Annotated in this window: 18 protein-coding genes and 1 riboswitch; of the genes, 5 read left to right on the top strand and 13 right to left on the bottom strand. The window is 66.9% G+C overall.

Annotated elements, in window-relative coordinates:
* The first annotated feature begins 59 nt into the window (after window positions 1-59).
* Window positions 60-1247 (top strand): glycerate kinase, encoded by a 1188-nt coding sequence (locus AC1MB9_RS14205; protein ID WP_479964657.1) that lies wholly within the window; start codon window positions 60-62, stop codon window positions 1245-1247.
* A gap of 90 nt (window positions 1248-1337) precedes the next feature.
* Here the strand turns inward: AC1MB9_RS14205 and AC1MB9_RS14200 are convergent, their stop codons facing one another.
* The 10 genes from AC1MB9_RS14200 to AC1MB9_RS14155 all read right to left on the bottom strand — a co-directional run bounded on the left by AC1MB9_RS14200 (window position 1338) and on the right by AC1MB9_RS14155 (window position 13401).
* Entirely contained in the window at window positions 1338-1661 is a 324-nt protein-coding gene (locus AC1MB9_RS14200) for a DMT family transporter (RefSeq protein WP_479962578.1), read from the bottom strand.
* A gap of 12 nt (window positions 1662-1673) precedes the next feature.
* Window positions 1674-1738, bottom strand: a riboswitch (guanidine-III (ykkC-III) riboswitch).
* A gap of 70 nt (window positions 1739-1808) precedes the next feature.
* On the bottom strand, window positions 1809-3251 hold the full coding sequence (locus AC1MB9_RS14195) for a rhamnulokinase (protein ID WP_479962577.1): 1443 nt from the start codon (window positions 3249-3251) through the stop codon (window positions 1809-1811).
* Between the two features lie 106 nt (window positions 3252-3357).
* Entirely contained in the window at window positions 3358-5394 is a 2037-nt protein-coding gene (locus AC1MB9_RS14190; protein ID WP_479962576.1) for a bifunctional aldolase/short-chain dehydrogenase, read from the bottom strand.
* 90 nt (window positions 5395-5484) lie between these two features.
* Window positions 5485-6651: an L-rhamnose isomerase gene (rhaI, locus tag AC1MB9_RS14185; protein WP_479962575.1), complete on the bottom strand. Its 1167-nt coding sequence runs from the start codon at window positions 6649-6651 to the stop codon at window positions 5485-5487.
* Entirely contained in the window at window positions 6648-7103 is a 456-nt protein-coding gene (locus AC1MB9_RS14180) for an L-rhamnose mutarotase (protein WP_479962574.1), read from the bottom strand. Before AC1MB9_RS14180 ends, rhaI begins: the two co-directional genes overlap by 4 nt.
* Window positions 7087-8556 (bottom strand): arabinose isomerase, encoded by a 1470-nt coding sequence (locus AC1MB9_RS14175; RefSeq protein ID WP_479962573.1) that lies wholly within the window; start codon window positions 8554-8556, stop codon window positions 7087-7089. Before AC1MB9_RS14175 ends, AC1MB9_RS14180 begins: the two co-directional genes overlap by 17 nt.
* Window positions 8557-8659: 103 nt before the next feature.
* On the bottom strand, window positions 8660-9718 hold the full coding sequence (gene rhaS, locus AC1MB9_RS14170) for a rhamnose ABC transporter substrate-binding protein (protein WP_479962572.1): 1059 nt from the start codon (window positions 9716-9718) through the stop codon (window positions 8660-8662).
* Between the two features lie 2 nt (window positions 9719-9720).
* Entirely contained in the window at window positions 9721-10848 is a 1128-nt protein-coding gene (locus tag AC1MB9_RS14165; RefSeq protein WP_479962571.1) for an ABC transporter permease, read from the bottom strand.
* A complete protein-coding gene (locus AC1MB9_RS14160) occupies window positions 10841-11884 on the bottom strand; it encodes an ABC transporter permease (protein ID WP_479962570.1) in 1044 nt (347 codons plus the stop codon). The genes AC1MB9_RS14165 and AC1MB9_RS14160 overlap by 8 nt, the downstream gene beginning before the upstream one ends.
* Window positions 11881-13401 (bottom strand): sugar ABC transporter ATP-binding protein, encoded by a 1521-nt coding sequence (locus tag AC1MB9_RS14155; RefSeq protein ID WP_479962569.1) that lies wholly within the window; start codon window positions 13399-13401, stop codon window positions 11881-11883. Before AC1MB9_RS14155 ends, AC1MB9_RS14160 begins: the two co-directional genes overlap by 4 nt.
* 196 nt (window positions 13402-13597) lie before the next feature.
* Here AC1MB9_RS14155 and AC1MB9_RS14150 point away from each other — a divergent pair, with 196 nt between their 5' ends.
* Together AC1MB9_RS14150 and AC1MB9_RS14145 are read left to right on the top strand one after the other, a co-directional pair.
* Complete coding sequence (locus tag AC1MB9_RS14150) at window positions 13598-14602, top strand: LacI family DNA-binding transcriptional regulator (protein WP_479962568.1); 1005 nt, start codon at window positions 13598-13600, stop codon at window positions 14600-14602.
* A 66-nt stretch (window positions 14603-14668) separates the two neighbouring features.
* Window positions 14669-16156, top strand: a complete 1488-nt coding sequence (locus AC1MB9_RS14145) for a peptide MFS transporter (RefSeq protein ID WP_479962567.1) — start codon at window positions 14669-14671, stop codon at window positions 16154-16156.
* 216 nt (window positions 16157-16372) lie between these two features.
* On the opposite strand, the gene AC1MB9_RS14140 is transcribed toward AC1MB9_RS14145, so the two are convergent.
* On the bottom strand, window positions 16373-18715 hold the full coding sequence (locus AC1MB9_RS14140) for a glycosyltransferase family 2 protein (RefSeq protein WP_479962566.1): 2343 nt from the start codon (window positions 18713-18715) through the stop codon (window positions 16373-16375).
* Between the two features lie 217 nt (window positions 18716-18932).
* Between AC1MB9_RS14140 and AC1MB9_RS14135 the strand changes: the two genes are divergently transcribed.
* Complete coding sequence (locus AC1MB9_RS14135) at window positions 18933-20477, top strand: chitinase (RefSeq protein WP_479962565.1); 1545 nt, start codon at window positions 18933-18935, stop codon at window positions 20475-20477.
* Window positions 20478-20494: 17 nt separating this feature from the next.
* Here AC1MB9_RS14135 and AC1MB9_RS14130 read toward each other — a convergent pair whose 3' ends face one another.
* Both AC1MB9_RS14130 and AC1MB9_RS14125 read right to left on the bottom strand, forming a co-directional pair.
* Window positions 20495-21856, bottom strand: coding sequence for an MFS transporter (locus AC1MB9_RS14130; RefSeq protein WP_479962564.1), 1362 nt, complete (start codon window positions 21854-21856; stop codon window positions 20495-20497).
* Window positions 21853-22317, bottom strand: a complete 465-nt coding sequence (locus AC1MB9_RS14125; protein ID WP_479962563.1) for a MarR family winged helix-turn-helix transcriptional regulator — start codon at window positions 22315-22317, stop codon at window positions 21853-21855. Before AC1MB9_RS14125 ends, AC1MB9_RS14130 begins: the two co-directional genes overlap by 4 nt.
* A gap of 108 nt (window positions 22318-22425) precedes the next feature.
* On the opposite strand from AC1MB9_RS14125, the gene AC1MB9_RS14120 reads away from it, so the two are divergent.
* Entirely contained in the window at window positions 22426-23310 is an 885-nt protein-coding gene (locus tag AC1MB9_RS14120) for an alpha/beta fold hydrolase (protein ID WP_479962562.1), read from the top strand.
* Window positions 23311-23316: the final 6 nt, after the last annotated feature.

Genomic DNA, 23316 nt, shown 5'->3' with positions numbered 1-23316 from the left:
CTCACGTGCCTGGCGGTTTCCGCCTCGGCCGCGCCCGCGGTGCCGAGCGGCTCGCTGTCATGAGGATCGTGTGCGCGCCGGATTCGTTCAAGGAGTCCATGACGGCCGTTGAGGCTGCCGAGGCGATGGCCAGGGGCATTCATCGGGTCGACCCCGGCATTCAGTGTGAGCTGGTGCCGATGGCCGACGGCGGCGAGGGAACCGCGGAAGCCCTCGTGGCCGCGCTGGACGGCGAATGGGTCGAGGCAGGCTGCCACGATGCGCTCAACCGGCCGATCACGGGGCGGTATGGATTCGTGCCCAGCAGTCACCTGGCGGTCATCGAGGTCGCCGAAGCCGCCGGGCTCGCCCAGATCGCTGCGGGACAACGGGACCCGTGGGCCGCCACCTCCCGCGGCGTCGGCGAGCTGATCCTGTCCGCTCTGGATCGCGGCGCGACCGACTTCATCATCGGCCTGGGGGGATCGGCGACGAACGATGCCGGCGCCGGCATGCTTACGGCGCTGGGCGTCCGATTCCTCGATCACGACCGCGTGCCCATTCCAGACGGGGCCAGGGGGCTGATCTCGCTCGTCTCGGCGGACCTCGGCGACGTCGAACCCCGGTTGCGCACCGCCACGTTTCGCCTCGCCTCCGATGTCACCAACCCCCTGCTCGGTGACCGCGGCGCCTCCGCGGTCTACGGTCTGCAGAAGGGCGCCACACCACAGGATATTCCCGCACTGGACGCGGCCCTGGCCCGCTGGGCGGATGTCATGGAGCCGGCCTTCGCCCGCCATGTACGGGATATTCCCGGCGCCGGCAGTGCCGGAGGCCTGGGGGCCGCGTTCGCCGGGGCCACCAACGCCACCCTGGAAAGTGGCGTCGAGTTGGTCAGGGACGCGGTCGGGCTTCGAGAGCGGATCACCGGAGCCGACTGGGTGTTCACCGGAGAGGGAGGCATCGACCGGCAGACCGCGTCGGGAAAGACACCGTGGGGGGTTGCCCAGGCGGCCCGGGCGGAAGGTGTCCCCGCGATCCTCTTCGGCGGTCGGATCAACGACGACGCGTACGAGCTGATCGGTGACGCCGTCGTGGCCGTGGTGCCGATCCTGCGCCAGGTCACCGATCTTCCGAACGCATTGCGTGACGGCAGCGTGAACCTGGAACGAGCGGCGGCGACGGTGACCCGGCTGCTCACGGCAAGAATGCCCAAGAGTTGCGCCGTAGCCGGAGCGACCAACCGTCCGCCCGTCGAACACTCCTAGGCATGCTGCTCAGGGGCGCAGGAAAGTGCTGCGTTGTTGGGAGCTCCCCGATGGCGGTGGCGGGGACAGGTGAAGGGCGCCGCTGCCGGGTCAGTGGCTGCCGTCGACGAGTTTGAGGCCGATGATGCACCCCACGAGCCCCAGCAGGAGCAGAATCTTGATCAGCGACGTCGGTTCGGCGCCGAAGACCATCGCGTAGGCCACGGTGAGGGCGGCCCCGATTCCGACCCAGACCGCGTACGCCGTGCCGGTTGAAATGTCGCGCATGGCAAAGGCCAGGCCGCCCATGCTGAGCAGGAGCGCGCCGCCGAAGACGACAGACGGCCATAACTTGGTGAGGCCGTCCGATTTGCCCAGGGCCGTGGCCCAGACGGCTTCGAGGATTCCGGACACGATGAGGACGATCCAGGACATGACAGTGACTCCCTTGGCCAGTCTTGTCGCATTCCGGGTACTGATCCGTCGTCCGGGGCCGCGCATCGCGGCTCATGCCGAGGTTACCGCAACCGGCCGAGCACCTGCCGTTGATGCGGTGTGCGGCCCCGGACGGGACCGTGCGGGTTACCGCTTGATTCCGTCGAGGCGCTCAGGGTCGTACCGCCGTGGTGTGAAGGCTTGTGCCACGAGTGACCGGAGGCCTTCGAGGCTTCCGGTGACGAAACCCTGCACGCGGGCCTGCACGAGCACATTGCCGATCGCCGTCGCCTCGACCGGTCCGGCCAGCACGGTCAGGCCGGTGCGAGTCGCCGTCAACTGGCAGAGCAGTTCGTTCTGCGACCCGCCGCCGACGATGTGCACCACACTCACGCTGGTCCCCGAGAGCTCGGCGGCGAGGCGCAAGGTGTTCGCGTAGGCGGCCGCGAGACTCTCAATGATGCTGCGCACCAGCTCAACGTTCGTGCGCGGCGGGCGCAGATCGTGTTCGACACAGTACTCACGGATGCGCGTGGGCATGTCGCCGGGGCTGAGGAAGCGCGGGTCGTCGACGTCGAAAATGGTGACCTGCCCGGTGACCTGCCCGGCCTGAGCGAGTAACCCGGGCAGGTCATACGAAGCGCCCGCCTCGTCCCAGGTGCGCATCGACTCACTCAGCAGCCAGAGCCCCATGACGTTGCGGAGGTAGCGCACGCGACCGTCGACGCCGCCCTCGTTCGTGAAGTTCGCGGCCCGACTCGCCTCGCTCAGTACCGGGGCAGGCAGCTCGACACCGGCCAGCGACCAGGTTCCGGAGGAAATATAGGCGGCGGTATCGCTCGTCATGGGCACGGCCACCACCGCGGATGCCGTGTCGTGCGACCCGACCGTGACCGCTTCGAGCGGGCGGCTGGCACCGATCTCGGCCAGCACCCGCGGGGCAACGGGACCGACGCCGGTGCCGGCATCCACGAGTCGGGGAAACAGCGCGCGGGGGAGGCCGAGACGGGTGATGAGTTGCACGTCCCACTGGCCGTCCGCGACCGTGACGAGCCCCGTGGTGGACGCGTTGGTGCGCTCGGCCACTCTCTCGCCGGTAAGCCAGAACGTGATGAGGTCGGGGATCAGCAACAGGCCGTCGGCGCCGTCGAGGCTACCGGCCAGGCGGTCGGCGGCGAGCTGGTACAACGAATTGAATGGCAGGAACTGCAGCCCGTTGCGACCGTACAGCTCGGCGGGCGCGATCTCGGCGTGCACCGCCCGAACCCCGGCGGTCGTGCGCTCATCGCGGTAATGCAGGGGGTTGCCGAGCATGCGGTCGCCGCGCATCAGCGCGTAGTCGACCGCCCACGAGTCAACGGCGACGCTGCGCAGCGTCGGTTCCTCGCGCACGGCGGCACGCAGACCGCCGAGCGCTCCCCGGTACAGGTCGAGAATGTTCCAGTGCAGCCCGTCGGTGACGCGCACCGGGTTGTTCGGAAAGCGGGCGACAGGGCGGATGCTCAGTTCGTTGTGCCCGACGTGCCCGAGCATGACCCGGCCGCTCGACGCACCGAAATCGACCGCCGCAACCGTTCCGGCCGCGCTCATGGTCGGCGCCTCCGACCGCGAACGGCCCAATGGCCGGGCCGGGACGAGCGGGGCGCCCGCACCGGTCCGAATCGGGCGCCGCTGTCGTCGGGGGCGGCGATCGGAGTCATCGCAGGAACGCCGCGGCGACGCCGGCGTCGACCGGGATGTGCAGCCCGGTGGTGTGGCTGAGGTCGCTCGTGCACAGCACGTACACCGCGTTCGCCACGTTCTCCGGAAGCACCTCGCGCTTCAGCAGGGTGCGCTGGGCGTAGTACTTGCCCAGATCGTCCTCGTCGACGCCGTAGACCGCGGCGCGCTTGGCGCCCCAGCCGCCGGCGAAAATGCCCGAGCCGCGCACGACACCGTCGGGGTTGATGCCGTTCACCTTCACGCCGAACTCCCCGAGCTCGGCGGCGAGCAGCCGAACCTGGTGCGCCTGGTCGGCCTTCGTGGCCGAGTAGGCGATGTTGTTCGGCCCGGCGAAGACCGAGTTCTTCGACGAGATGTAGATCACGTCGCCGCCGAGCTTCTGGTCGATCAGCACGCGGGCCGCTGCACGCGACACCAGGAACGAGCCCTTCGCCATCACGTTGTGCTGCAGGTCCCAGTCGGCGACCGTGGTCTCCAGCAGCGACTTCGACAGCGAGAGCCCGGCGTTGTTCACCACAAGGTCGAGTCCGCCGAAAGCGAGCACCGCGGCATCCACCCCGGCCTGCACCTGCACCTCGTCGGTGACGTTGGCCTGCACTCCGATCGCCACGTCGGTGGTGCCGATCTCGGCGGCGGCGGCCCGCGCCTTGGCGAGGTCGAGGTCGGCGATCACGACGCACGCTCCCTCCGCCGCGAGGCGGGTGGCGATGGCCTTGCCGATTCCGGAGGCCGCACCCGTGACGAGCGCCACGCGGGTGGCGAGGGGTTTGGCGGCGGGCATCCGCTGCAGCTTGGCCTCTTCGAGCGCCCAGTATTCGATGCGGAACTTCTCCGCCTCGTCGATCGGGGCGTAGCTGGAGAGTCCCTCTGCGCCGCGCATCACGTTGATCGCGTTCACGTAGAACTCGCCGGCGACCCGGGCGGTCTGCTTGTTCGCGCCGTAGCTGAACATGCCCACGCCCGGCACGAGCACGACGAGCGGGTCGGCGCCGCGGATCGCGGGGGAGCCCGCCACAGCGTTGCGGTCGTAGTAGGCCTGGTAGTCGGCGCGGTACGCCAAGTGCAGTTCGACCAGTCGGGCGAGCGAGTCCTCGATGGATGCCCCGGCGGGCAGGTCCAGCAGCATCGGCTTGACCTTGGTGCGCAGAAAGTGGTCGGGGCAGCTCGTGCCGAGGGCGGCGAGGCGCGGGTGTTCCGCGCGGGAGAGGAAGTCCAGCACCTCCGGCGCGTCCGTGAAGTGGCCGACCTTCGCGCCGTCGGTGGAGACCAGGCCGCGGATCGTGGGGGCGAGCGCGGCGGCCTTGGCGAGCCGCTCGGCATCCGTCAGGGGGGCGAAGCCCTCGAGTGCGGGCCCGAACGGTTCCGGACGGGAATTCGCCTCGATGTAGGCGGCGGCGGTGTCGACGATCCAGAGCGAGTTGGCCTCTGACGCGTCGCTCGTGTCGCCCCACGCCGTGATGCCGTGGCCGCCGAGGATGCAGCCGATCGCCGCGGGGTTGGCCGCCTTGATGGCGCTGATGTCGACGCCGAGCTGGAATCCGGGGCGGCGCCACGGCACCCAGACGACCTTGTCGCCGAAGATCGTGCCCGTGAGCGCCTCGCCGTCGGCCGAGGCGGCGATCGCGATGCCGGAGTCGGGGTGCAGGTGGTCGACGTGAGCGGCGTCGACGAGGGCGTGCATCGCCGTGTCGATCGAGGGCGCCGCTCCGCCCTTGCCGTGCAGCGTGAAGTCGAACGCCGCCACCATCTCGTCTTCGCGCTCGATCCCCGGGTACACGTTCACGAGGGCACGCAGCCGGTCGAGGCGCAGCACGGCGAGCCCCTTCTCGGTGAGCGTGCCGAGGTCTCCGCCGGAGCCCTTCACCCACAGCAGCTCAACGGACTCGCCGGTGACCGGGTCGGTTTCGGTGCCCTTGGCCGACGTGTTGCCGCCCGCGTAGTTCGTGGTCTTCGGGTCAGCGCCGAGTCGATTCGACCGGGCGATGAGGGCGGCAACTGTGGGGTTCGTCATGTCATTCCTAGCTGGGGAGTCGAGAGAGTGGTGTACCGCTGGTCGAGCGTGCGTCGTCCTGACCCTGTCGAGGGGCCGAGGCGGGTGCGCCTACGCACCCCAACCGGCCTGGTGGCCGCCCACACGCTCGGCGGCCATACGTTCCTGGTAGCCGGATGCCGCGAACGCCTTCATGGGGTCGGCGCCGAGCCCGCGCGTCTCGCGCCACGCGGCCAGGTCGCCGCGCACGTCGGTGTAGAAGGCGTCCATCAGGATGCCGTTGGCGCCGAGCACATCGGCGGAATTCTGGGCTTCGAGCAGCGCGGCCCGGTCGACGAGCAGCGCACGCGCCGTCATCTCCTGCACGTTGAGCACGGAACGGATCTGGCCGGGGATCTTCTCTTCCACGTTGTGGCACTGGTCGAGCATGAACGCAACGGGGGAGTCCGGTCCGAAGCCGTCGCCGCGGATGACCTCGTAGAGGATGCGGAACAGCTGGAACGGGTCGGCCGCGCCGACGATCAGGTCGTCGTCGGCGTAGAACCGCGAGTTGAAGTCGAAGGAGCCGAGCTTTCCGAGGCGCAGCAGCTGGGCCACGATGAACTCGATGTTGGTGCCGGGGGCGTGGTGCCCGGTGTCGAGGCACACGAGGGCCCGGTCGCCGAGCGCGGACACCTGGGCGTAGCTCGTTCCCCAGTCGGGAACGTCGGTGTGGTAGAAAGCCGGCTCGAAGAACTTGTACTCGAGCACGAGACGCTGTTCCGCCCCGAGGCGGGCGTAGATGGCGGCGAGGGAATCGGCGAGGCGGTCCTGGCGGCCGCGGATGTCGCCCTGCCCGGGATAGTTGGTGCCGTCGGCGAGCCAGATCTTCAGGTCTGTCGAGCCGGTTTCGTTCATCACGTCGAGGCAGTCGAAGTGGTGGTCGATGGCCTTCTGGCGCACCGCGGCATCCGTGTGGGTGAGGCTGCCGAACTTGTAGGCGTCGTCCTGGAACGTGTTCGAGTTGACGGTGCCGAGTTCGAGGCCGTGGTCTGAGGCGAAGGTGCGGAGGGCCGCGTAGTCGTCGACCTTGTCCCACGGGATGTGCAGCGCGACGGAGGGAGCGAGGCCGGTGAACCGGTGCACCTGCGCGGCGTCGGCGATCTTCTCTTCGATCGTGCGCGGTGTGCCGGGGGTTCCGAAGACCTTGAACCGGGTTCCTGAATTACCGAACGCCCACGAGGGCAGCTCGATGGCCTGCGCCTCGAGTTGGGTGAGCACGGCAGCACTAATGGTCACGAGTTGCTTCTTTCTGTTGTGGGGATCTGTGTTGTCGTCGCGAGGGCGGCGAGCTGGTCTTCGAGGTGGAAGACCTCGGTCAGCTGCACGAACCCCGTGTCGGGGGCGCCATCGAGTTCGACGAAGAATTCGCCCATCTCGGCCTGCCAGCGTGCGTTGACGGCGGTGCCGGCCATACCGGCCTGAGCGGATGCGAGATCCGTCGTTTCGAAGTAGCCGATCAGCAGGCCGTCGGCCCGCAGAAACAGCGAGTAGTTGTTCCAGTCGCTGCCCTTGAGCGCACGGAGCATCTCCGGCCAGACGGCGGCGTGGCGCTGTCGGTATTCGTTGATGCGGTCCGGCTTGACCTGCAACTGGAAGCAGACGCGGTGTGTGTCGTCGGCGTTCGTCATCGGGGGCTTCTCAGGCGATCGGGGGATGCCGGTCGCATCCGGGTTAGTTGAGCGCGACATGACGGTGTTCGATGCCCAGCAGGCTCGCGGCTGCCTTGATGTCGGCTGCGCGGTGTCCGAGGCTCAGCGCCCAGTGATGGCCGATACCGGTCTGGCTCCACTCGTCGACCCAGACGCCGGGATCGCCGCCGAAGTCGACCCGGGAGGTCGTGTTGCCGATCGCGAGCAGCGGCCCGGGAACGACCGTGCCCTCCGATGTCACGAAAATGAACCGGCCATCCGGATCCTGACCGACCCCGAAGGTCGTCACCGGTCCGGGCTGCACGTCGAACTCCACCGAGACCCCCCACCCGCGCTTGCCGTGGTAGACGCCGAGGCCCCGCAGCAGGGGCTCGCGCGCGCTCACGGCGAGGTGGGCAGGGCCGTCGTGACCCATCTCCACGACACCGTCAAAGAAGTTGAGCGCCTGAATTTCGGTGAATGACCCCCCGGCGCCGATGGCCTGGCTGGCCAGCATCGCGATCGAGGTGCGCAGTTCGTACTCGCCGGCCATCGGAATCCCGCGGGCGGTGAGCAGCGACGATCCCAGGATCATGCCGGCGCCGAGGCGTTCGTGCTGTTCGCCGGCGAGACCGCGGTGGTAATAGGCGACCGAATCGAGGTCAAAGTCGGCCACTAAGCGATCCAGCCCGACCGATACCTTCGCGCCCCAGGCGAAATCCTCCTGGTTCACCGAATCATCCAGCTGAAACAGTTGCGAGGCGAGGTGCATGCGCTCGCGCACCTCGGCATCCGACACCTCGTCGACGCGCACGCGCAGGTCGTCGAACTCGAGCACCTCCACGTGGGAACCGAATGTGGTCGAGACGCTTGTGAGGTCGGTCGAGACGTCCAGCATGCCGGGGTACAGGTGACCCATCAGCCCGTGGCGGGCGGTCCGCAGAGCGGCCCGCACACCGGCGGCGTGCACCCACTGAATGATGCGTTCCCACGCGCTCTCCTGGCGCAGGTAACCGGAGACCGACCTGAACGGAATGCCCGCCCGGCGAAAGACGTTGGCGACCTCGGGGACGGGGCACTGGCCGCAGTAGGCGAGCCATTGACCGGTGTCGAAGGTGGCGTGGTCCATGGCTTCGCTCGGCTGCAGGTCGATCACGAGCACGGGGGTTTTCGACTTCTGGGCGATCGGTAACACCATGGACGAGGTCAGATAGGTGGCGAGAAACACCACGATGAGGTCACAGTCCGCGACCCGCAGCTTCTCGGCGGCGGTCTGGGCATCCTGCGCGTCGGAGATGAAGCCGGCGTCGATCACCTCGGCGTCGAGGGCGTTGAAACGCTCGGTGACGTAGCGGGCGGACTTCTGCAGCAGCGGCAACAGATCGGGAAACTGCGGCCAGTAGGCGCCGAGCCCGCCGGAAACCAGGCCGATGCGGGTGCTGCGGCGCGTCTTCGGCTCGAGCAGCCCGGCCGGCAGGCCGTGGCTGTTCTCCGTGTTCGGGGTGTACGTCATGGAATACTCCTGCGCTGGCGCGAAGCCGGATACGAACGAGGCTGGTGGACAACAGGGTGGTGGGGCGGATGCCGTGGCACTCGCCCCACCACGGGGCTACGGCTTAGAAGTCGTAGTCGTCGATGTTGTCGGCGGTGAATGTTGTCGGCGGGCCGACAATGACGAGGCCGTCGGCGCCGACCGTGCGCTCACCGAGGTCGCCGGCGGTGAACGTGTCACCCTCTGCTCCGGTGATGGTGCCGTCGGCGAGTGCCTTGCCGGCGAACGCGGCGACGTAGCCGAGCTGTGCCGGGTCCCAGAGGGCGAACGCCGTCACGGTGCCGTCCTTGACGAACGGGCGCATCTCATTGGGCAGGCCGAGGCCGGTCAACGCGACCTTGCCCTTGTAGTTCGAGGTCGAGAGGTAACGTGCCGTTGCCGCGATGCCGACCGTAGTGGGCGAGATGATGCCCTTCAGGTTCGGGTACGCCTGCATCAGGCCCTGGGCCTCCTGGAACGATTTCGTGTCATCGTCATCGCCGTAAACCTTGGCAACGAGGGTGATGTTCGCATAGTCCGGGTTGGAGGCGAGCTCCTCTTCGATGAACTTGATCCACTCGTTCTGGTTGGTGGCGTTGGCCGTGGCCGAGAGAATGGCAATTTCGCCCGATCCGCCGATCTGCTCGGCAATCAGCTTGACCTGAATCAGGGCGACGTCCTTCGCGACAACCTGACTGATGAAGACGTCCCGGTACTTGGGGTTCGTGTCCGAGTCGAAGGCGACGATCTTCGCGCCGGCGGCGCGGGCTTCCTCGAGTGCCGGACCGACGGCATCCGGGTCATTGGCTGCGATCACGATGACGTTGGTGCCGGCCTGGGTCTCGGCGTTGATGAATGACACCTGGCTTGAGGCACTCGCTTCGAGCGGGCCGACGACCTCGACGCCGGTGAATCCGGCGGCGGTGGCGCCGTCTTTTCCTCCGCCGAGAACGACGTCGGTGTACGGGTTGTTGAGCTGCTTGGGAATGAATGTGATGCTGAGGTCTCCCTCGCCGCCGGCACCGGTGCCGGCATTGTCGCCGGAGGCGCAACCGCTGGCCACGAGGGCGACGGATGCGGCGACTGCCGCGAAGGCGAAGAGGCGGCGGGTGCGCCTCGTCTTAGTGGGGCGAATGAACTCCATTGTCATTTCCTTTCCTGAACGCCGGATGCTGTGGCGCGGGTTTCTCCCAAGGCCGATGCCTGGGGAAGTTGACGGCGGTGTCGCCGGGTATGGCGCCACTTCGATATCCCCTCGATGATGCTGGGGGCTACGACGGAAGCGATGAGCAGACTGCCGGTCACGATGATGAGCACGACGTCGGAGATGCGGTTCAGGCGCAGGGTGAAATTGATCGTGCCGATCAGCAGCACCCCCGCGATAGCGCCGGGGATGGACCCTTTGCCGCCGAAGATGGAGACACCACCGAGCAGAACGGCCGCGATCACGGTGAGTTCGAGGCCGCTGGCGTTGTCGCTGCGGGCGCTCGAGTAGCGCAGCGTCCAGTAGATGCCGGCAAGCGCCGACACGGAGCCCGAGGCGACGTAGAGCCAGAATTTGGCCCGCATGACGTTGATGCCCACGAAGGTGGCCGCTTCTTTGCTGTAGCCGAGTGCGAACAGGCCGCGACCGAACGGGGTGAAGTGCAGCAGCACGCCGAAGAACACGGCGACGATGACCACGCCGATCATCACGGTGGGGATCCCGGTGCCGCCGAGCTTGGAGGTGAAGAGGCCGGTGAGTTCCGGCGGGAAGTTCGCCACGGCATTGTCGCCGATCACGACCAGGGCGAGTCCGCGAAACAGGGCCAGGGTTCCGATGGTCACGGCCAGGGAGGGAAGCCCGAGCACCGCGACGAGCACGCCGTTGAATGCCCCGGCGAGCACCCCGGCGAGCAGGCTGATGGCCAGCACGACGCCAATGTCAAGTCCGGCGGCCCAGAGCACCCCCATGAGCGCGCTCGTGAGACCGGCGATGCTCGCCACCGACAGGTCGATTTCCCCGGTGATGATGACGAGGGTCATGGGCAGCGCGATGAGGAGGGCCGGAATCACGTCGAGCAGCAGGAATCCGGTGGAGACGGGGCCGGCGAAGCGCGGAATGAAGAGGGCAGCGTAGACGACGAAGACCACGAGGGCGTAGATCATGACGGTGTCGCGGCTGAGCAGGATTCGCGCCACGCCGGTGCGGCCGCCCGCCTGGGGACGTCCGGCAGCGCGTACGCCCGATTTGTTGGTCGCTGTCGGGAGCAGTTCGGTCGGGGGGTTAGACATCGCGGGCCTCACTGAGTCGGAGCTTCTTTGCTGTTCGAATTCGGGCCACCCGGTCGATGACGATCGCGGACAGGATGAGGATGCCGACGATGGCCTGTTGCCAGAACTTGTCAACCCGCACCGCGGTCAAGGCGCTCGTGATCGTGGTCAGCAGGAGCGCGCCCATGGCCGCGCCGACGACGGTGCCGCTGCCCCCGAAGATTGCGACGCCGCCGACGACGGCCGCGGCGATGATGTCGAATTCCAGCCCGGTACCGGTCGTGGCCCCGACGGAGTTGAAGCGGCTCGCATAGAGCACGCCGGCCAGACCGGCCAGAATGCCATTGCTGAGAAAGGCGAGAAGCACCCGGCGGGTGACGGGGATCCCGAACAGTTTGGCCGCTTCGGGGTCTGAGCCGATGGCGTAGAGGTCGCGACCGGGGCGGGTCGATGCCATGAACACGGCGACGATGATGACGACGACGATCGCGATGAGGGTGATCAGCGGAAACCCGAGGATGGTATCGACAGAGAGGGCGCCGAAAGCGCGAGGGCGGTCGCCGGCGAAGTACTGCGTGCCACCGGCCCAGGCGTTGTTCAGGCCGCGATAGACGTAGAGCGTGCCGAGCGTGATGACCAAAGACGGCACCTTGGCGATCGTGACCAGCAGCCCGTTGATGGTGCCGAGCAGCGCCCCGAGCGCCATTCCGGCGAGAAAGACCAGCACGATGGGGAGCCCGGGAACGCTGACAAAAAGCGTGCCGGTGCTGAAGGCGACGATGCCCAGGATGGAGCCGATCGAGAGGTCGACGTTGCGGGTGATGATCACCATGGCCTGCCCGACCGCGAGGATGATCACGATTGTCGCGTTCAGCAGCAGGTCTTTCACGCCCTGTTGGCTGAGAAAGAGCGGGTTCGCGAGGTAGGTCACGGTAACGAGGACGATCAGGGCGAGGGTGACCGGAATCTCCCGCTGACGCAGCACGGCGGCGAGGCCGTTCGTCCGGCGCCGGTTCGGGACTGCGGTCGTTTCTGCTGTCGGGGTTCCGAGGGTCATAGTGAACGCTCCAATTGTGCGGTAGCCGCGTGCATGATCGACTCGGCCGTCGCATCCGCTCGGTCGAGTTGTGCGGTGATGCGCCCCTCATGCATGACGAGGACCCGGTCGGCCATTCCGAGTACCTCCGGCAGCTCGCTGGAGATCATGAGAATTGCGATGCCGCGTCCGGCGAGGTCGGACAGCAGGCGGTGCACCTCGCTTTTGGTGCCGACGTCGATTCCGCGGGTGGGCTCGTCGACGATGAGAAAGGTGGGCTCGGTGGCGAGCCACTTGGCCAGTACGACCTTCTGCTGGTTGCCACCGGAGAGAGTGGAAACCTTGTAGTCCTGTGATCCGGTTTTCACCTGCAGGAGCGTGGTCCATTCTGCGGCCGTGCGGCGTTCGGTTGCCGCGTTGATGAGGCCGAACCGCGACAGGCGGTTGCGCAGGGTGAGTGCGGCGTTGCGCGCGACGGAGAGGTCCATGACCAGGCCCTGTTTGCGTCGATCTTCCGGGACAAAGCCCGTGCCGGCATCGATCGCGGCCTGCGGGTTGTTCGGTTTGACGCGGGCACCGTGCAATTCCACGGAGCCGCCATCGTACGGGTCGATGCCGAACACGGCGCGGGCCACCTCGGTGCGGCCTGCGCCGACCAGGCCGGCCAGCGCCACGATCTCGCCGGCCTTGACCTCGAAACTGATGTCGGCGAAAACGCCGGCGCGCGAGAGCTCAGAGACCTTCAAAACCGTTTGTCCGACCTCGGCGACAACCTTGGGGAACAGTGCTCCGATGTCACGGCCGACCATTTCCCGCACGATCTCCGGCGCGGTGACGCGCCGGGTTTCGTGGGTGGAGATGTACTCGCCGTCGCGCATGACGGTGATGCGGTCGCACAGGGCGAAGACCTCGTCGAAGCGGTGCGAGATGAAGAGGATGCCGGCACCGTTCGCTCGCAGCGCGCGCGCCACCTGGAACAGGCGCTCCACCTCGACGCCGGAGAGCGCCGCGGTCGGTTCGTCCATGATGAGAACGCTCGCATCCAGGGAGATGGCCTTGGCGATCTCGATGATCTGTTGGTCCGCGATCGACAGTCCCTCGGCGAGGCGGTCCGGATCAATGCGCACGCCGAGTTGGTCGAACAGGGCGCTGGCCTGGTTGCGCATGGCCGAGCGGTTGATCAGCCCGAGGGCGTTCTTCGGCTGGCGGCCGATGAAGATGTTTTCGGCGACCGTGAGATCGGGGAAGAGCGTCGGCTCCTGATAGATGACGGAGATTCCGGCGGCCTTGCTGTCCGCGACGGTGCGGAAGGCCACCGGCTTGTCGTTCACGAGAAACTCGCCGGCGTCGAGGCTGTACAGGCCAGCGAGGATCTTGACGAGGGTGGACTTGCCGGCGCCGTTCTCGCCGACGAGGGCGTGGATCTCACCGGGCAGAATCTCGACCACCCCATCGGCGAGGGCGATGACCGGGCCGAAGGCCTTGGCCGCACCGCGCAGCGACAGAAGCGGAACGGTGTTACCGGGACTTGTCGACATTGAGAGGCCTTTTCGTCGTGCGAGGGGGTGATTGAATCGTTTTAATGAAGCGTTAGTCAAAACCTATGTCGAGGTGCTCACCGTGTCAACCCAAACCGCATCACAAGTTGAAACGTTGGTAAACGCGTCGCGGAATGCGCAAGAATGGAACGGGGCGCGGTCAGCCCCACCACATTCGAGTTGGGGAAAAATGGACATGACGGTTAACGTGCGCGATGTCGCCGCACTGGCCAAGGTCTCGGTCGGCACGGTATCCAACGTGATGAACCGCCCCGAGAAGGTGTCTTCGGCAACCGTTGTTCGGGTGCAGGCGGCCATCGACGAGCTCGGTTTCGTGCGCAACGACGCCGCCCGACAGCTGCGGGCCGGCCGCAGCCGCAGCCTGGGGCTCGTCGTCCTGGATGTGGCCAACCCGTTCTTCACCGACCTCGCCCGCGGTGCCGAAGATCGAGCGGCCGAAGAGGGGCTCACGATTCTTCTTGGCAATACTGATGACAATCTCGCGCGCGAGGCCGCCTACCTCGACCTGTTCGAGGAGCAGCGCGTGCACGGGGTACTGATATCTCCCCTCGGTGACATCGGCGACCGGCTGACGCGGTTGCGTGCCCGCGGCACGCCGACCGTTCTGGTCGATCGACAGACGGAGGATCGCAGTTTCTCCTCGGTCGCGGTCGATGACGTGGCAGGAGGTCGCCTCGCGGCCCGTCACCTGCTCAGCATCGGGCGCACTCACCTCGCCTTCGTCGGCGGCCCGGGCAGTATTCGCCAGGTGGTTGACCGGCTGGAAGGCGCTCGCGAAGCCGTGGCGGAGCATCCGCAGTCATCTCTCGAAGTGATCGAGACAGAGATGCTCTCGGTGCTCGCCGGCCGTGCGGCCGGCGAGGGGATACTGCAGCGCGCGCCGGGCGACCGGCCGGATGCGATCTTCGCCGCCAACGACCTGTTGGCCATCGGCGTGCTCCAGGCGCTCAACATGCACGGGGACGTACATGTTCCTGGAGACATCGCCCTAATCGGATATGACGATATTGCCTTCGCCTCGGCCGCCGTCGTGCCGCTGTCCTCCATCCGCCAGCCGAGTGAACTCATCGGCTACACCGCCGTGGACCTGCTGCTGCGCGAGGCGGCCGGCGGAGCCGACTTCACACATGAACAGATCGTCTTCCAGCCGGAGCTCGTGGTGAGGGAGTCCACGACCTGACCGTCACCGGGGTCGAGCGCGCCCTCATCAGCGTTCAAGCAGGGGGCGCGCGGTAAGGTCGGCTAAATGAGTAACATCACCAATGATGCTGAACCCGCAGTTGTGACCGACAGCTCCCACGAGGATCGCGGATTCTTCGGACAGCCCCGTTCGCTCGCCAATATCTTCGGCGTGGAAATGTGGGAGCGATTCTCCTTCTACGGCATGCAGGGCATCCTGCTGTTGTACTTGTTCTACACGGTGGCCGAGGGCGGCCTCGGTATTCCGCAGGCAACAGCCGCCGGAATCGTGGGCGCCTACGGCGGCGGCGTGTACCTGTCCACTATTCTCGGCGCGTGGATTGCCGACCGGCTGCTCGGCAGCGAACGGGTGCTCTTCTACAGCGCGATCGTGATCATGCTCGGGCACGTTGCCCTCGCGTTCATCCCCGGGGTCCCCGGGCTCGCGACCGGATTGATTCTCGTGGCGGTCGGCAGCGGTGGCCTCAAAGCCAGCGCCACCTCCGTCGTCGGCACGCTCTACGCGGCCGATGATCCCCGTCGTGACGCCGGGTTCTCCCTGTTCTATCTCGGCATCAACCTGGGCGCCCTGATGGGTCCGATCCTCACCGGACTGCTCCAAACCACCCTCGGCTTTCACTTCGGCTTCGGCCTGGCGGCCGTGGGCATGGTGGTCGGCCTTGTGCAGTACTCGCTCGGTCGCCGGCGACTGCCCGATTCCGCGCGAGTCGTTCACAACCCACTGCCGCGGGCTCGTTTCGCGGCCTACGGGTCCTTCGCCCTCGCGGCTCTCGTCGTGATCGTGGTGCTCGTGATGACCCGCGTCGTCACCGCCGGCAACCTGGTCACTATCGTCATCGTTCTCACCATCGTCGCCACGATCACCTATTTCGCCCTGATTCTCAGCAACCGTCAGATCACCGGCGTGGAGCGCAACCGCGTCTACGCGTTCATCCCGCTGTTCATCGCGAGTGCCGCCTTCTGGTCCCTGTACCAGCAGCAGTTCACGGTCGTCACGTTGTACGCCGTCGACCGCCTCGATCGCGGCCTCTTCGGATGGGAGATGCCGGTGTCGTGGGTGCAGTCGATCAACCCGGTCTTCATCATCCTGATGTCGGGTGCCTTTGCCGCGCTGTGGACCCGCTGGGGTACGAAGCAGCCCTCAACCCCGCTCAAATTCGCTATCGGCACCGGCGTGATGGGTGTCGCGTTCCTGCTGTTCCTGCCTTTCGTCGGTGGCGGCGACAACTCGACTCCCCTGCTCGCGCTCGTGGGCATCCTCTTCGTCTTCACGATCGCCGAGTTGCTTTTGTCGCCGGTTGGGCTGTCGGTGGCCACCAAGCTCGCGCCGAGCGTCTTCAAGACGCAGATGGTGGCGTTGTTCTTCCTGTCCGTGGCGCTGGGTTCCGCCGTGTCCGGTCTGCTGGCCCAGTGGTACGCCACCGTGCCGGAGACGGTGTACTTCGGTGTACTCGGCGCCGTGGCGATCGTGCTGGGGCTGCTTCTGGCCCTGATCGCGCGCCCGGTGCTGAAGCTGATGGGCGGCGTGCGGTAGCCGCCCGGCGGCATCCGCATCCGGTGCCTGCCGAGTCGCTACTTCAGGAGTTCCGCCGGCGCGAGCCCGCGCGGCCCTGCAACGGTACGGATGCCCCGCCCGCCCGGCGGCCATTCTCCTGAAGTAGCAACCGACTCGCGAGAAACCGCGCCGGGCCTCCGCAGAGCGGGACCGGGCGCGGTGTCCAGTACGGGCCCAGGGGCGCGCGCGTCGTGCCTAGCGAGAGGTCGCGCGACGGCGGCGGTCGGAACCGCCGCGCAGGTTGCGGTTCAGGCGGCGGTCACCGTAGTAGAGCACGGCGGCCCAGTCCACATCTTTCGGTTCCTTGGTCGGGTAGACCGGCGGCACGACCTTGGGTTTGCGTGGCGCCACGTAGAGCCAGCTGACCATCCCGAGGACCACGTCGACGACGGAATTGCGCAGGCCGATGTAGGCCTTGATCGCCCAGCTGGCGAGCACGGCGTTGAGCAGCGCAAACGCCACGTTGCCCCAGTTGCCTGCCTCGACGTTGCGCCAGATGGTGAGGATCGAGAAGGCCACGATCAGGTACGGCACCACGACGTACAGGCCCGGGGCTGCAGTGCGGTCCTTGACCTTCGGGGTGCGCACGAACGGGATCTTCTCGCCGGTGATCGCCTGCTGCATCGACTTGAGCACACCGGCGAGGTTGACGGGGAGCAGTACGAGGTTGAAGCCGTAGATGCGGAAGATGTCGCTGAACCGGTGGCCGCATTCGCGGAGGTCGCTGCCCATGGCGAGGAAGTATGGCAACGCCGCGAAGAACACGAGCGGGCTGAGCAGCCGGCTGTCATAGGGGTAGGCGAGCAGGAAGAGCAGACCGAAGCTCGACCACGCGATGGAGCCCATGTAGTTCACGCGCAGCAGCAGCTCGCGGAACAGGACTCGCTCGCGATTGAACCGCCGATGCGTGACCTGGTTCCACAACTTCGGCATGATGAGCAGCCCACCGTTGGCCCACCGGCGCCGCTGCACGACGAGGGAACCGAAATCCGGCGGCGTCGCGCTGTAGCTGAGTCGTTCGGGGTAGTTGGCGAGGGTCCAGCCGTGCGTGCCGAGGTCAACGCTCGACTCGGTGTCCTCAATGACCGTGCGGTCCTGGATGTACGTGCGAATCTCGAAACCGCCCACGGTTTCGACTTCCACGATGTCCTCGAGAGCGCGTTTGCGGATAACGGCGTTGGCGCCCACCCAGAACGTCGCGCCGTAGTACGTCATGCCCTGGTGGAGGATGTGCTGGATGTCGGTGGTGGCGCCGGCGACACGCTCGATGCGGGTCGGTGCCCCGCGAAAAGACGAGTACGGCGTCTGGGTTACCGCGACGCGTTCGTTGCCGGCCGATTCGAGAAAATAGACCAGGCGCAGGCAGTAGTCGCGCAGCAGCAGGGAGTCGGCGTCGAGCGTCAGCACATACATCGTGTCGGGGACAACGAGGTCGGTGGGCGCCGGCTCGACGGAGGGCCGCAGCACGGTTGACCCGGCCGCTTCGTCCCGCTGCCAGGTTCCGCCCATCAGCGCGATGTACGAGTTGAGGTTCATGGCCTTGTTCGCCTCGTGCGAGAGATTGGCGAAGGTTTTGCGCTCGAACGTGTCCATCTTCACTTCGAAGATCGACGTGAGCCTCGAGTAGAGGCGGAACATGTTCTTGTCGTCGGGGGAGCCGCCCTGCACGAGCGCGGACTGCAGACCGAGAAGGGTGAGGCGCAATTCGCTCGCCAGGCCCATCAGCACGGAGTCGACGAAGAAATCGTCGACGTGGTCTTCGATGGGCTCGGAATGCGCCATGTTTTCGAGCCACGTGGCCGCGGCTTCGTACTCAGCGATGAGCAGCGGCAGCTCGTTCCCCTTGTCGGCGGGCCGTTGTTCCTGGAAGCTGGTGAGCGCACGCCGAAAACGTTCGGCCGGCAGGAGCAGTGCGTTCTGAATGTCGCCGGCCAACGCGCGGGTTTCGGTGAGACGCTCGATGACGGCGAGGTCAGTCGGGAATGGCGGGTCGTCGACCAGCAGCACGACGGAGAGATCGGGGAATTCCTGCAGGGCGGCGGACCAGAGGGTGCCGCGCACAACGCGTGCCTCCTCGGCGTAGGAGGGCACCAGGACGGTGATTCCCTCGGTGTAGTTTTCAAAGTGGCGATCGAGTTCGCCACGTGGCACGCGCTCGTGGTCGCGGAATCGGTAGAGCGCGCCCTGCCGGGCGAGCAGGTACATCAGGGCAGAAAAGGTGAGAACCGTCACGACGATCAGGTAGGAGATGGCCTCGAACTGAAAGCGTGACCCCGAATTGGGGTTATTGAGCAGTTCGGCGATGATCGTGGAGATCACATAGGTGATCCAGGCGAGAATCGTGATCACGATGCCCAGCCGACCGAGCGTGATCTTTCGTGCCGACGGCGTCGGGTGCACGATCGACAGGGGCTCCGGACGCTTCTCCGCGCCCCACTGGCGGCGCCGGGCCCCGGATGAGGGGCGGGGCGTGGTGTGCGCACTCGGGTTGGAGGCGGACTCGGTGTGCTCCGCAGTGGGCGCCGTTAGATTAGTCATGTTTCCCTCATGCCGCGCTGGTCGGCCGGATAGCCGGAGGATCACGCATTCGGGGCGCGAGTAGCGAATCTACCCCCCATACTAGGGTATGAATGTCAAACTGAGGATGCAGCGCAGCGCGCGGGTGGCCTCACCGTCTGAGGTCCCTGCCGACGGGGTGCATGAGCGCGATTCGCGTGGGTTTCGGCCACGCGAGACCTGACTTTGGAGAAGAATCGTGTCAAAACGTTTTCCCGGCCGTCGTCTGTCCGTTGTGCGCCTCGGCGCCGTGTTCGTCGTCGCGGGGCTTGTCGCCACCGGCGCGTTCTTCGGCGTGAACGAGTTTCAGGATGCTCGCGCCGCGTCAACGGGTGACTCCTTCTTCGCCGGATACGTTGACGTGACGGCGCAGCCTCAGTTCGGTTTTGAATCATCGACCGCCGACGACAGCCAGAGCGCCATGCTGTCGTTCATCGTCGCCGACACGACGAATGCCTGCAGCCCCTCGTGGGGAACCTACTTCAGCCCCGGACAGTCGGGGGCCGGCCGCGACCTCGACCGCCGCATTGCGCAATATGCCCAGAACGGCGGAGAGGTCTCCATCTCGTTCGGAGGCCAGGCCAACGAGGAACTCGCCACCGCGTGCACGTCACCGAGCAAGCTCAAGAAGGCGTACGCCGCCGTTATCGATCAGTACAAGCCGGCGACCATCGACCTCGACATTGAGGGCGCCAACCTCGAGGATGCCGAGGCGGGCCAGCGGCGGGCGGTTGCCATCGCCGCTGTGCAGGCCGATCGCGCCGCCGCGGATATGCCCCTCGCCGTGTGGCTCACCCTCCCCGTCGCCCCCACGGGACTCACCGAAGCCGGCGTCATCCTCGTGCGCCAGATGCTTGCGGCGAATGTGGACCTCGCGGGTGTCAACCTGATGACCATGGACTACGGCGCCAGCCGCGATTCCTCCGAGAGCATGTATGAAACATCCGTTGCCGCGGCCGAAGCGACCCATGTTCAGCTGCAGGAGACCTACACGGCCAGTGGACGGGAACTCGGCACCCACGCGCTGTGGCGCAAGATCGGGCTCACGCCCATGATCGGCCAGAACGATGAACCCGGTGAGGTGTTCGGGCTGCGAGACGCGACCCTGCTCAACGCGTTCGCCCAGGAGATGGGCGTCGGCCGTATGTCGGCCTGGTCGCTCAACCGCGATCGTACCTGTGGGGCCAACTTCCCCGACGTGACCCGCGTGTCAAATTCCTGCAGCGGCGTTGACCAGGGTGCCGCGCGATTCGGCGAGGTGCTCGCCGCGGGCTTCGCCAACCGCGTGGAGCCGGTACCCACGAGAGCCACCGCCAAGCCGACCACGGTCGTCGATGACGCCGCCACGAGCCCGTACCCGATCTGGTCGGCCACCGCCTCATACGCGGCCGACGAGCGCATCGTCTGGCACGGTCACGTCTACTCCGCCAAGTGGTACACGGAGGGCAATCAGCCCGACAACCCGCTGGTGAGCGCAGCGGATGCGCCCTGGAAGCTCATCGGGCCGGTTCTGCCCGGCGACCGTCCGGCCGAGGTGCTCGTCGTTCCCGATGGAACCTACCCGGAATGGGAGTCAGCGCCCGTCTACGAGAAGGGCGACCGCGTTCTCCTCAAGGGCCGGGCCTTCGAAGCGAAGTGGTGGACCCTGGGGGAGAGCCCCCAGGCGGCCCTGGACGGTGCCGGCTCGTCACCGTGGACGTTGCTGGGCGATGTCGAGATGCAGAAGATTCTCGACGCAGCGTAGACCGGTGCCCCGCGCGATCAACGCGGGGCCGTGGCCTCCACGATCGCGATCTCCCGGGTTGCGGTGTCCCGTCCCGACTCGGCGCCGGCGGGCTCCCGGCCCGCCTCGAGGCTCCGGCCGTCGCCGATGTGACGTACGCGCATGCGCGGTGCCGTGCGGAGACGCACGTGCACCCGCAGCTCGCGGTACCTGATCATCCAGAACAACAGGCTCGCGGCGGCGAGCAGACCGGCCGCCGCGGCGACCCCGAGCGCCCAGCGCGGACCGAACGTGTCGGCCACCCACCCCACGAGCGGTGCTCCGAGCGGCGTTCCTCCCACGAAAATGGCCATATACAGGGCCATCACCCGACCGCGCATCTCCGGAGCGGTGGACGTCTGTACGTACGCGTTTGCGGTGGTCATGAGCGTGATCGACGACAGCCCCACGAAGACCAGCGACACCGCGAAGCTGGCATAGGTGGGCATCAGGGCCGAGACGGCGCAGGCGACACCGAACAGAGCGGCGCCACCCACGATCAGGCGCAGGCGAGCGCGGCTGCGGCGCGCGGAGAGGAGGGCGCCGATGACGGCGCCGACGGCCATGATCGAGCTCAGGATGCCGAACTCGGTTGCCCCCATGCCGAACTCCACGGTGGCCATCGTGGACGTGAAAATGGCGAAGTTGAGTCCGAACGTGCCGATCAGGAACACCACGATCAAGACGACGACGATGTCGGGACGGCCCCGTACGTAGCGGAACCCGGCGGTCAACTGGCCGCGCTTGCGACCGGCCTTGGGCGACAGGCGGAGCTGGGCGGTGCGCAGCAGCAGCATGGCGACGACGGTCGCGGCGAATGTGATCGCGTTGATCATGAAGACCCACCCCGCACCGATGGCGACGGTGAGCAGGCCCGCCGCGGCCGGGCCGATGAGGCGTGCCCCGTGAAACGACGCCGAGTTGAGTGCGACCGCATTGGAGAGGTTGTCGTCGGACACGAGTTCGGACACGAAGGTTTGCCGGGCCGGCGCATCAACGGCCGCGACGACGCCGAGGCCCAGCGCGAACAGGTACACGTGCCAGAGCTGAGCCGTGCCGGTCACGGTGAGAAGCCCGAGTCCGAGCGCGAGCAGGCCCATCAGGGCCTGGGTGAGTATGAGCAGCTTGCGCCGGTTGAAGCGGTCGGCGATGAGCCCGGACCACGGCATGAGCACGAGCTGCGGTCCGAGTTGCAGTGCCATCGTGATGCCAACGGCCGTGGCGTTGTAGTCGGTCAGCTGGGTCAGCACGATCCAGTCCTGGGCGGTGCGCTGCATCCAGGTGCCGATATTCGACACGAGGGCGCCGGCGAACCAGATCCGATAGTTGACGACGCTCAGCGAGCGGAACATGGCACTCAACTGTTGGCTAGCCCCCGCATGATCACCGTCGCCTCGGCCAGGACCTGTCGTTGCTCGTCGCTCAAGGTGGTCACTCGCTGGGCGAGCCACGCGTCGCGGCGTTTCCGCGTCTCGCGCATGAGCTTCAGCCCCGCCTCCGTGGCGGTCAACTCCACCTTGCGGCCGTCATCAGACGACACCGCACGGTGCGCCAGGCCGGCCGCGACCAGCGCGTTCACCGTGCGACTCATCGAGGGCGGGGTCACGCGCTCCCGCTCGCTCAGCGCCCGCAGCGTGAGGGAGCCCTCCACGAACAGGGCGCCGAGCGCCGAGAACTGACTGGCCGTGAGTTCGCTGTCGACGCGTTCCTGGCGCAGCCGACGCGCCAGTCGGCCGTTCGCCAGACGAAAGTCGTGACTCAGCTCGGCGATGGCATTCTGGTGGTCCGCGGCATCGGCGGAGGAGTGTGGTTCAGTGCTCATTAACATGTCTAATTACCTTAGCTAATTAGCTGTGCTAATTATTCCCGGCTCGGGGAAGAAAAAAGCGAGACTCGGGTTCACGTCGCGCCGGGGTGTCAGTATGGTCTCGTGCCTACATTCACGGATGACTCGGGTCTTGTCGTTACCTACTACGTCTGGCCGGTTGACCGACCCGTTGGGGTCGCGCAGATCGTGCATGGCGTCGGGGAACACGCGCTTCGCCACAGCGAACTCGCCCAGGCCCTGAACGGCGCCGGCTATACCGTCTACGCGGACGACCACCTCGGCCACGGGCAGACCGGCCTCGCCCAACACCGCGGCGACCGCACCAAGATCGGTCGGCTCGGCGCGGGCGGGCTGCGGGCGGCCGTGCGCGATGTGCACCAGCTGAGCGGGATCATCCGCGCGGCGCACCCGGAACTGCCGCTCGTGCTGATCGGGCATAGCTGGGGGTCGTTCATGGCGCAGATCATTGTGAACGACCATGCCGACGAGTACGCCGCCGTCGTGCTGAGCGGAACGGCCTACCGCATGCCGCGCTACCTCGACGGCGGCGACCTCAACCGTCGGCACAAGAAGCTCGGCACGACGGGTGCGGAGTGGCTCAGCAGGGACCCGGCGGTGGCGGAGGCGTTTGTGGCCGATCCGCTCACGACGACCACGCCGCTGGCTCGGTTGTTCGGACTGCGGGAGGCCGCCCGCCTGTTCGGTCGGCCGAAGCCGGATTTGAGCGCCGACCTGCCCATTCTCATGCTGGTGGGCAGCGACGACACCGTGGGCGGGGAACGCAGCGCGCTTCGGCTGATGAAGGCCTATGCCGAGCGGTCCGGCCTGCACGACCTTCACCTCATCGTGTACGACGGGGCCCGGCACGAGGTGTTCCAGGAGACCAACCGTGCGGAGGTCTTCGCCGACCTCCTGGCCTGGCTCGGCGACCGGGTTCCCGCCTCCCCGGCGGCGGCAACGCCCGCTCCCCCCGCCGCGGACGATTAGGCTGGC

This window comes from Cryobacterium sp. AP27, assembly GCF_056680495.1.
Note: the sequence above shows the minus strand (reverse complement) of the source record. Positions and strands in the feature narration are given on the sequence as shown.

Excerpts from the sequence above, each read along its gene's own strand:
- AC1MB9_RS14205 (WP_479964657.1), top strand. The coding sequence starts at position 60 with ATGAGGATCGTGTGCGCGCCGGATTCGTTCAAGGAGTCCATGACGGCC.
- AC1MB9_RS14200 (WP_479962578.1), bottom strand. The coding sequence starts at position 1,661 with ATGTCCTGGATCGTCCTCATCGTGTCCGGAATCCTCGAAGCCGTCTGG.
- AC1MB9_RS14195 (WP_479962577.1), bottom strand. The coding sequence starts at position 3,251 with ATGAGCGCGGCCGGAACGGTTGCGGCGGTCGATTTCGGTGCGTCGAGC.
- AC1MB9_RS14190 (WP_479962576.1), bottom strand. The coding sequence starts at position 5,394 with ATGACGAACCCCACAGTTGCCGCCCTCATCGCCCGGTCGAATCGACTC.
- AC1MB9_RS14180 (WP_479962574.1), bottom strand. The coding sequence starts at position 7,103 with ATGTCGCGCTCAACTAACCCGGATGCGACCGGCATCCCCCGATCGCCT.
- AC1MB9_RS14175 (WP_479962573.1), bottom strand. The coding sequence starts at position 8,556 with ATGACGTACACCCCGAACACGGAGAACAGCCACGGCCTGCCGGCCGGG.
- rhaS (WP_479962572.1), bottom strand. The coding sequence starts at position 9,718 with ATGGAGTTCATTCGCCCCACTAAGACGAGGCGCACCCGCCGCCTCTTC.
- AC1MB9_RS14165 (WP_479962571.1), bottom strand. The coding sequence starts at position 10,848 with ATGTCTAACCCCCCGACCGAACTGCTCCCGACAGCGACCAACAAATCG.
- AC1MB9_RS14160 (WP_479962570.1), bottom strand. The coding sequence starts at position 11,884 with ATGACCCTCGGAACCCCGACAGCAGAAACGACCGCAGTCCCGAACCGG.
- AC1MB9_RS14155 (WP_479962569.1), bottom strand. The coding sequence starts at position 13,401 with ATGTCGACAAGTCCCGGTAACACCGTTCCGCTTCTGTCGCTGCGCGGT.
- AC1MB9_RS14150 (WP_479962568.1), top strand. The coding sequence starts at position 13,598 with ATGACGGTTAACGTGCGCGATGTCGCCGCACTGGCCAAGGTCTCGGTC.
- AC1MB9_RS14145 (WP_479962567.1), top strand. The coding sequence starts at position 14,669 with ATGAGTAACATCACCAATGATGCTGAACCCGCAGTTGTGACCGACAGC.
- AC1MB9_RS14140 (WP_479962566.1), bottom strand. The coding sequence starts at position 18,715 with ATGACTAATCTAACGGCGCCCACTGCGGAGCACACCGAGTCCGCCTCC.
- AC1MB9_RS14125 (WP_479962563.1), bottom strand. The coding sequence starts at position 22,317 with ATGAGCACTGAACCACACTCCTCCGCCGATGCCGCGGACCACCAGAAT.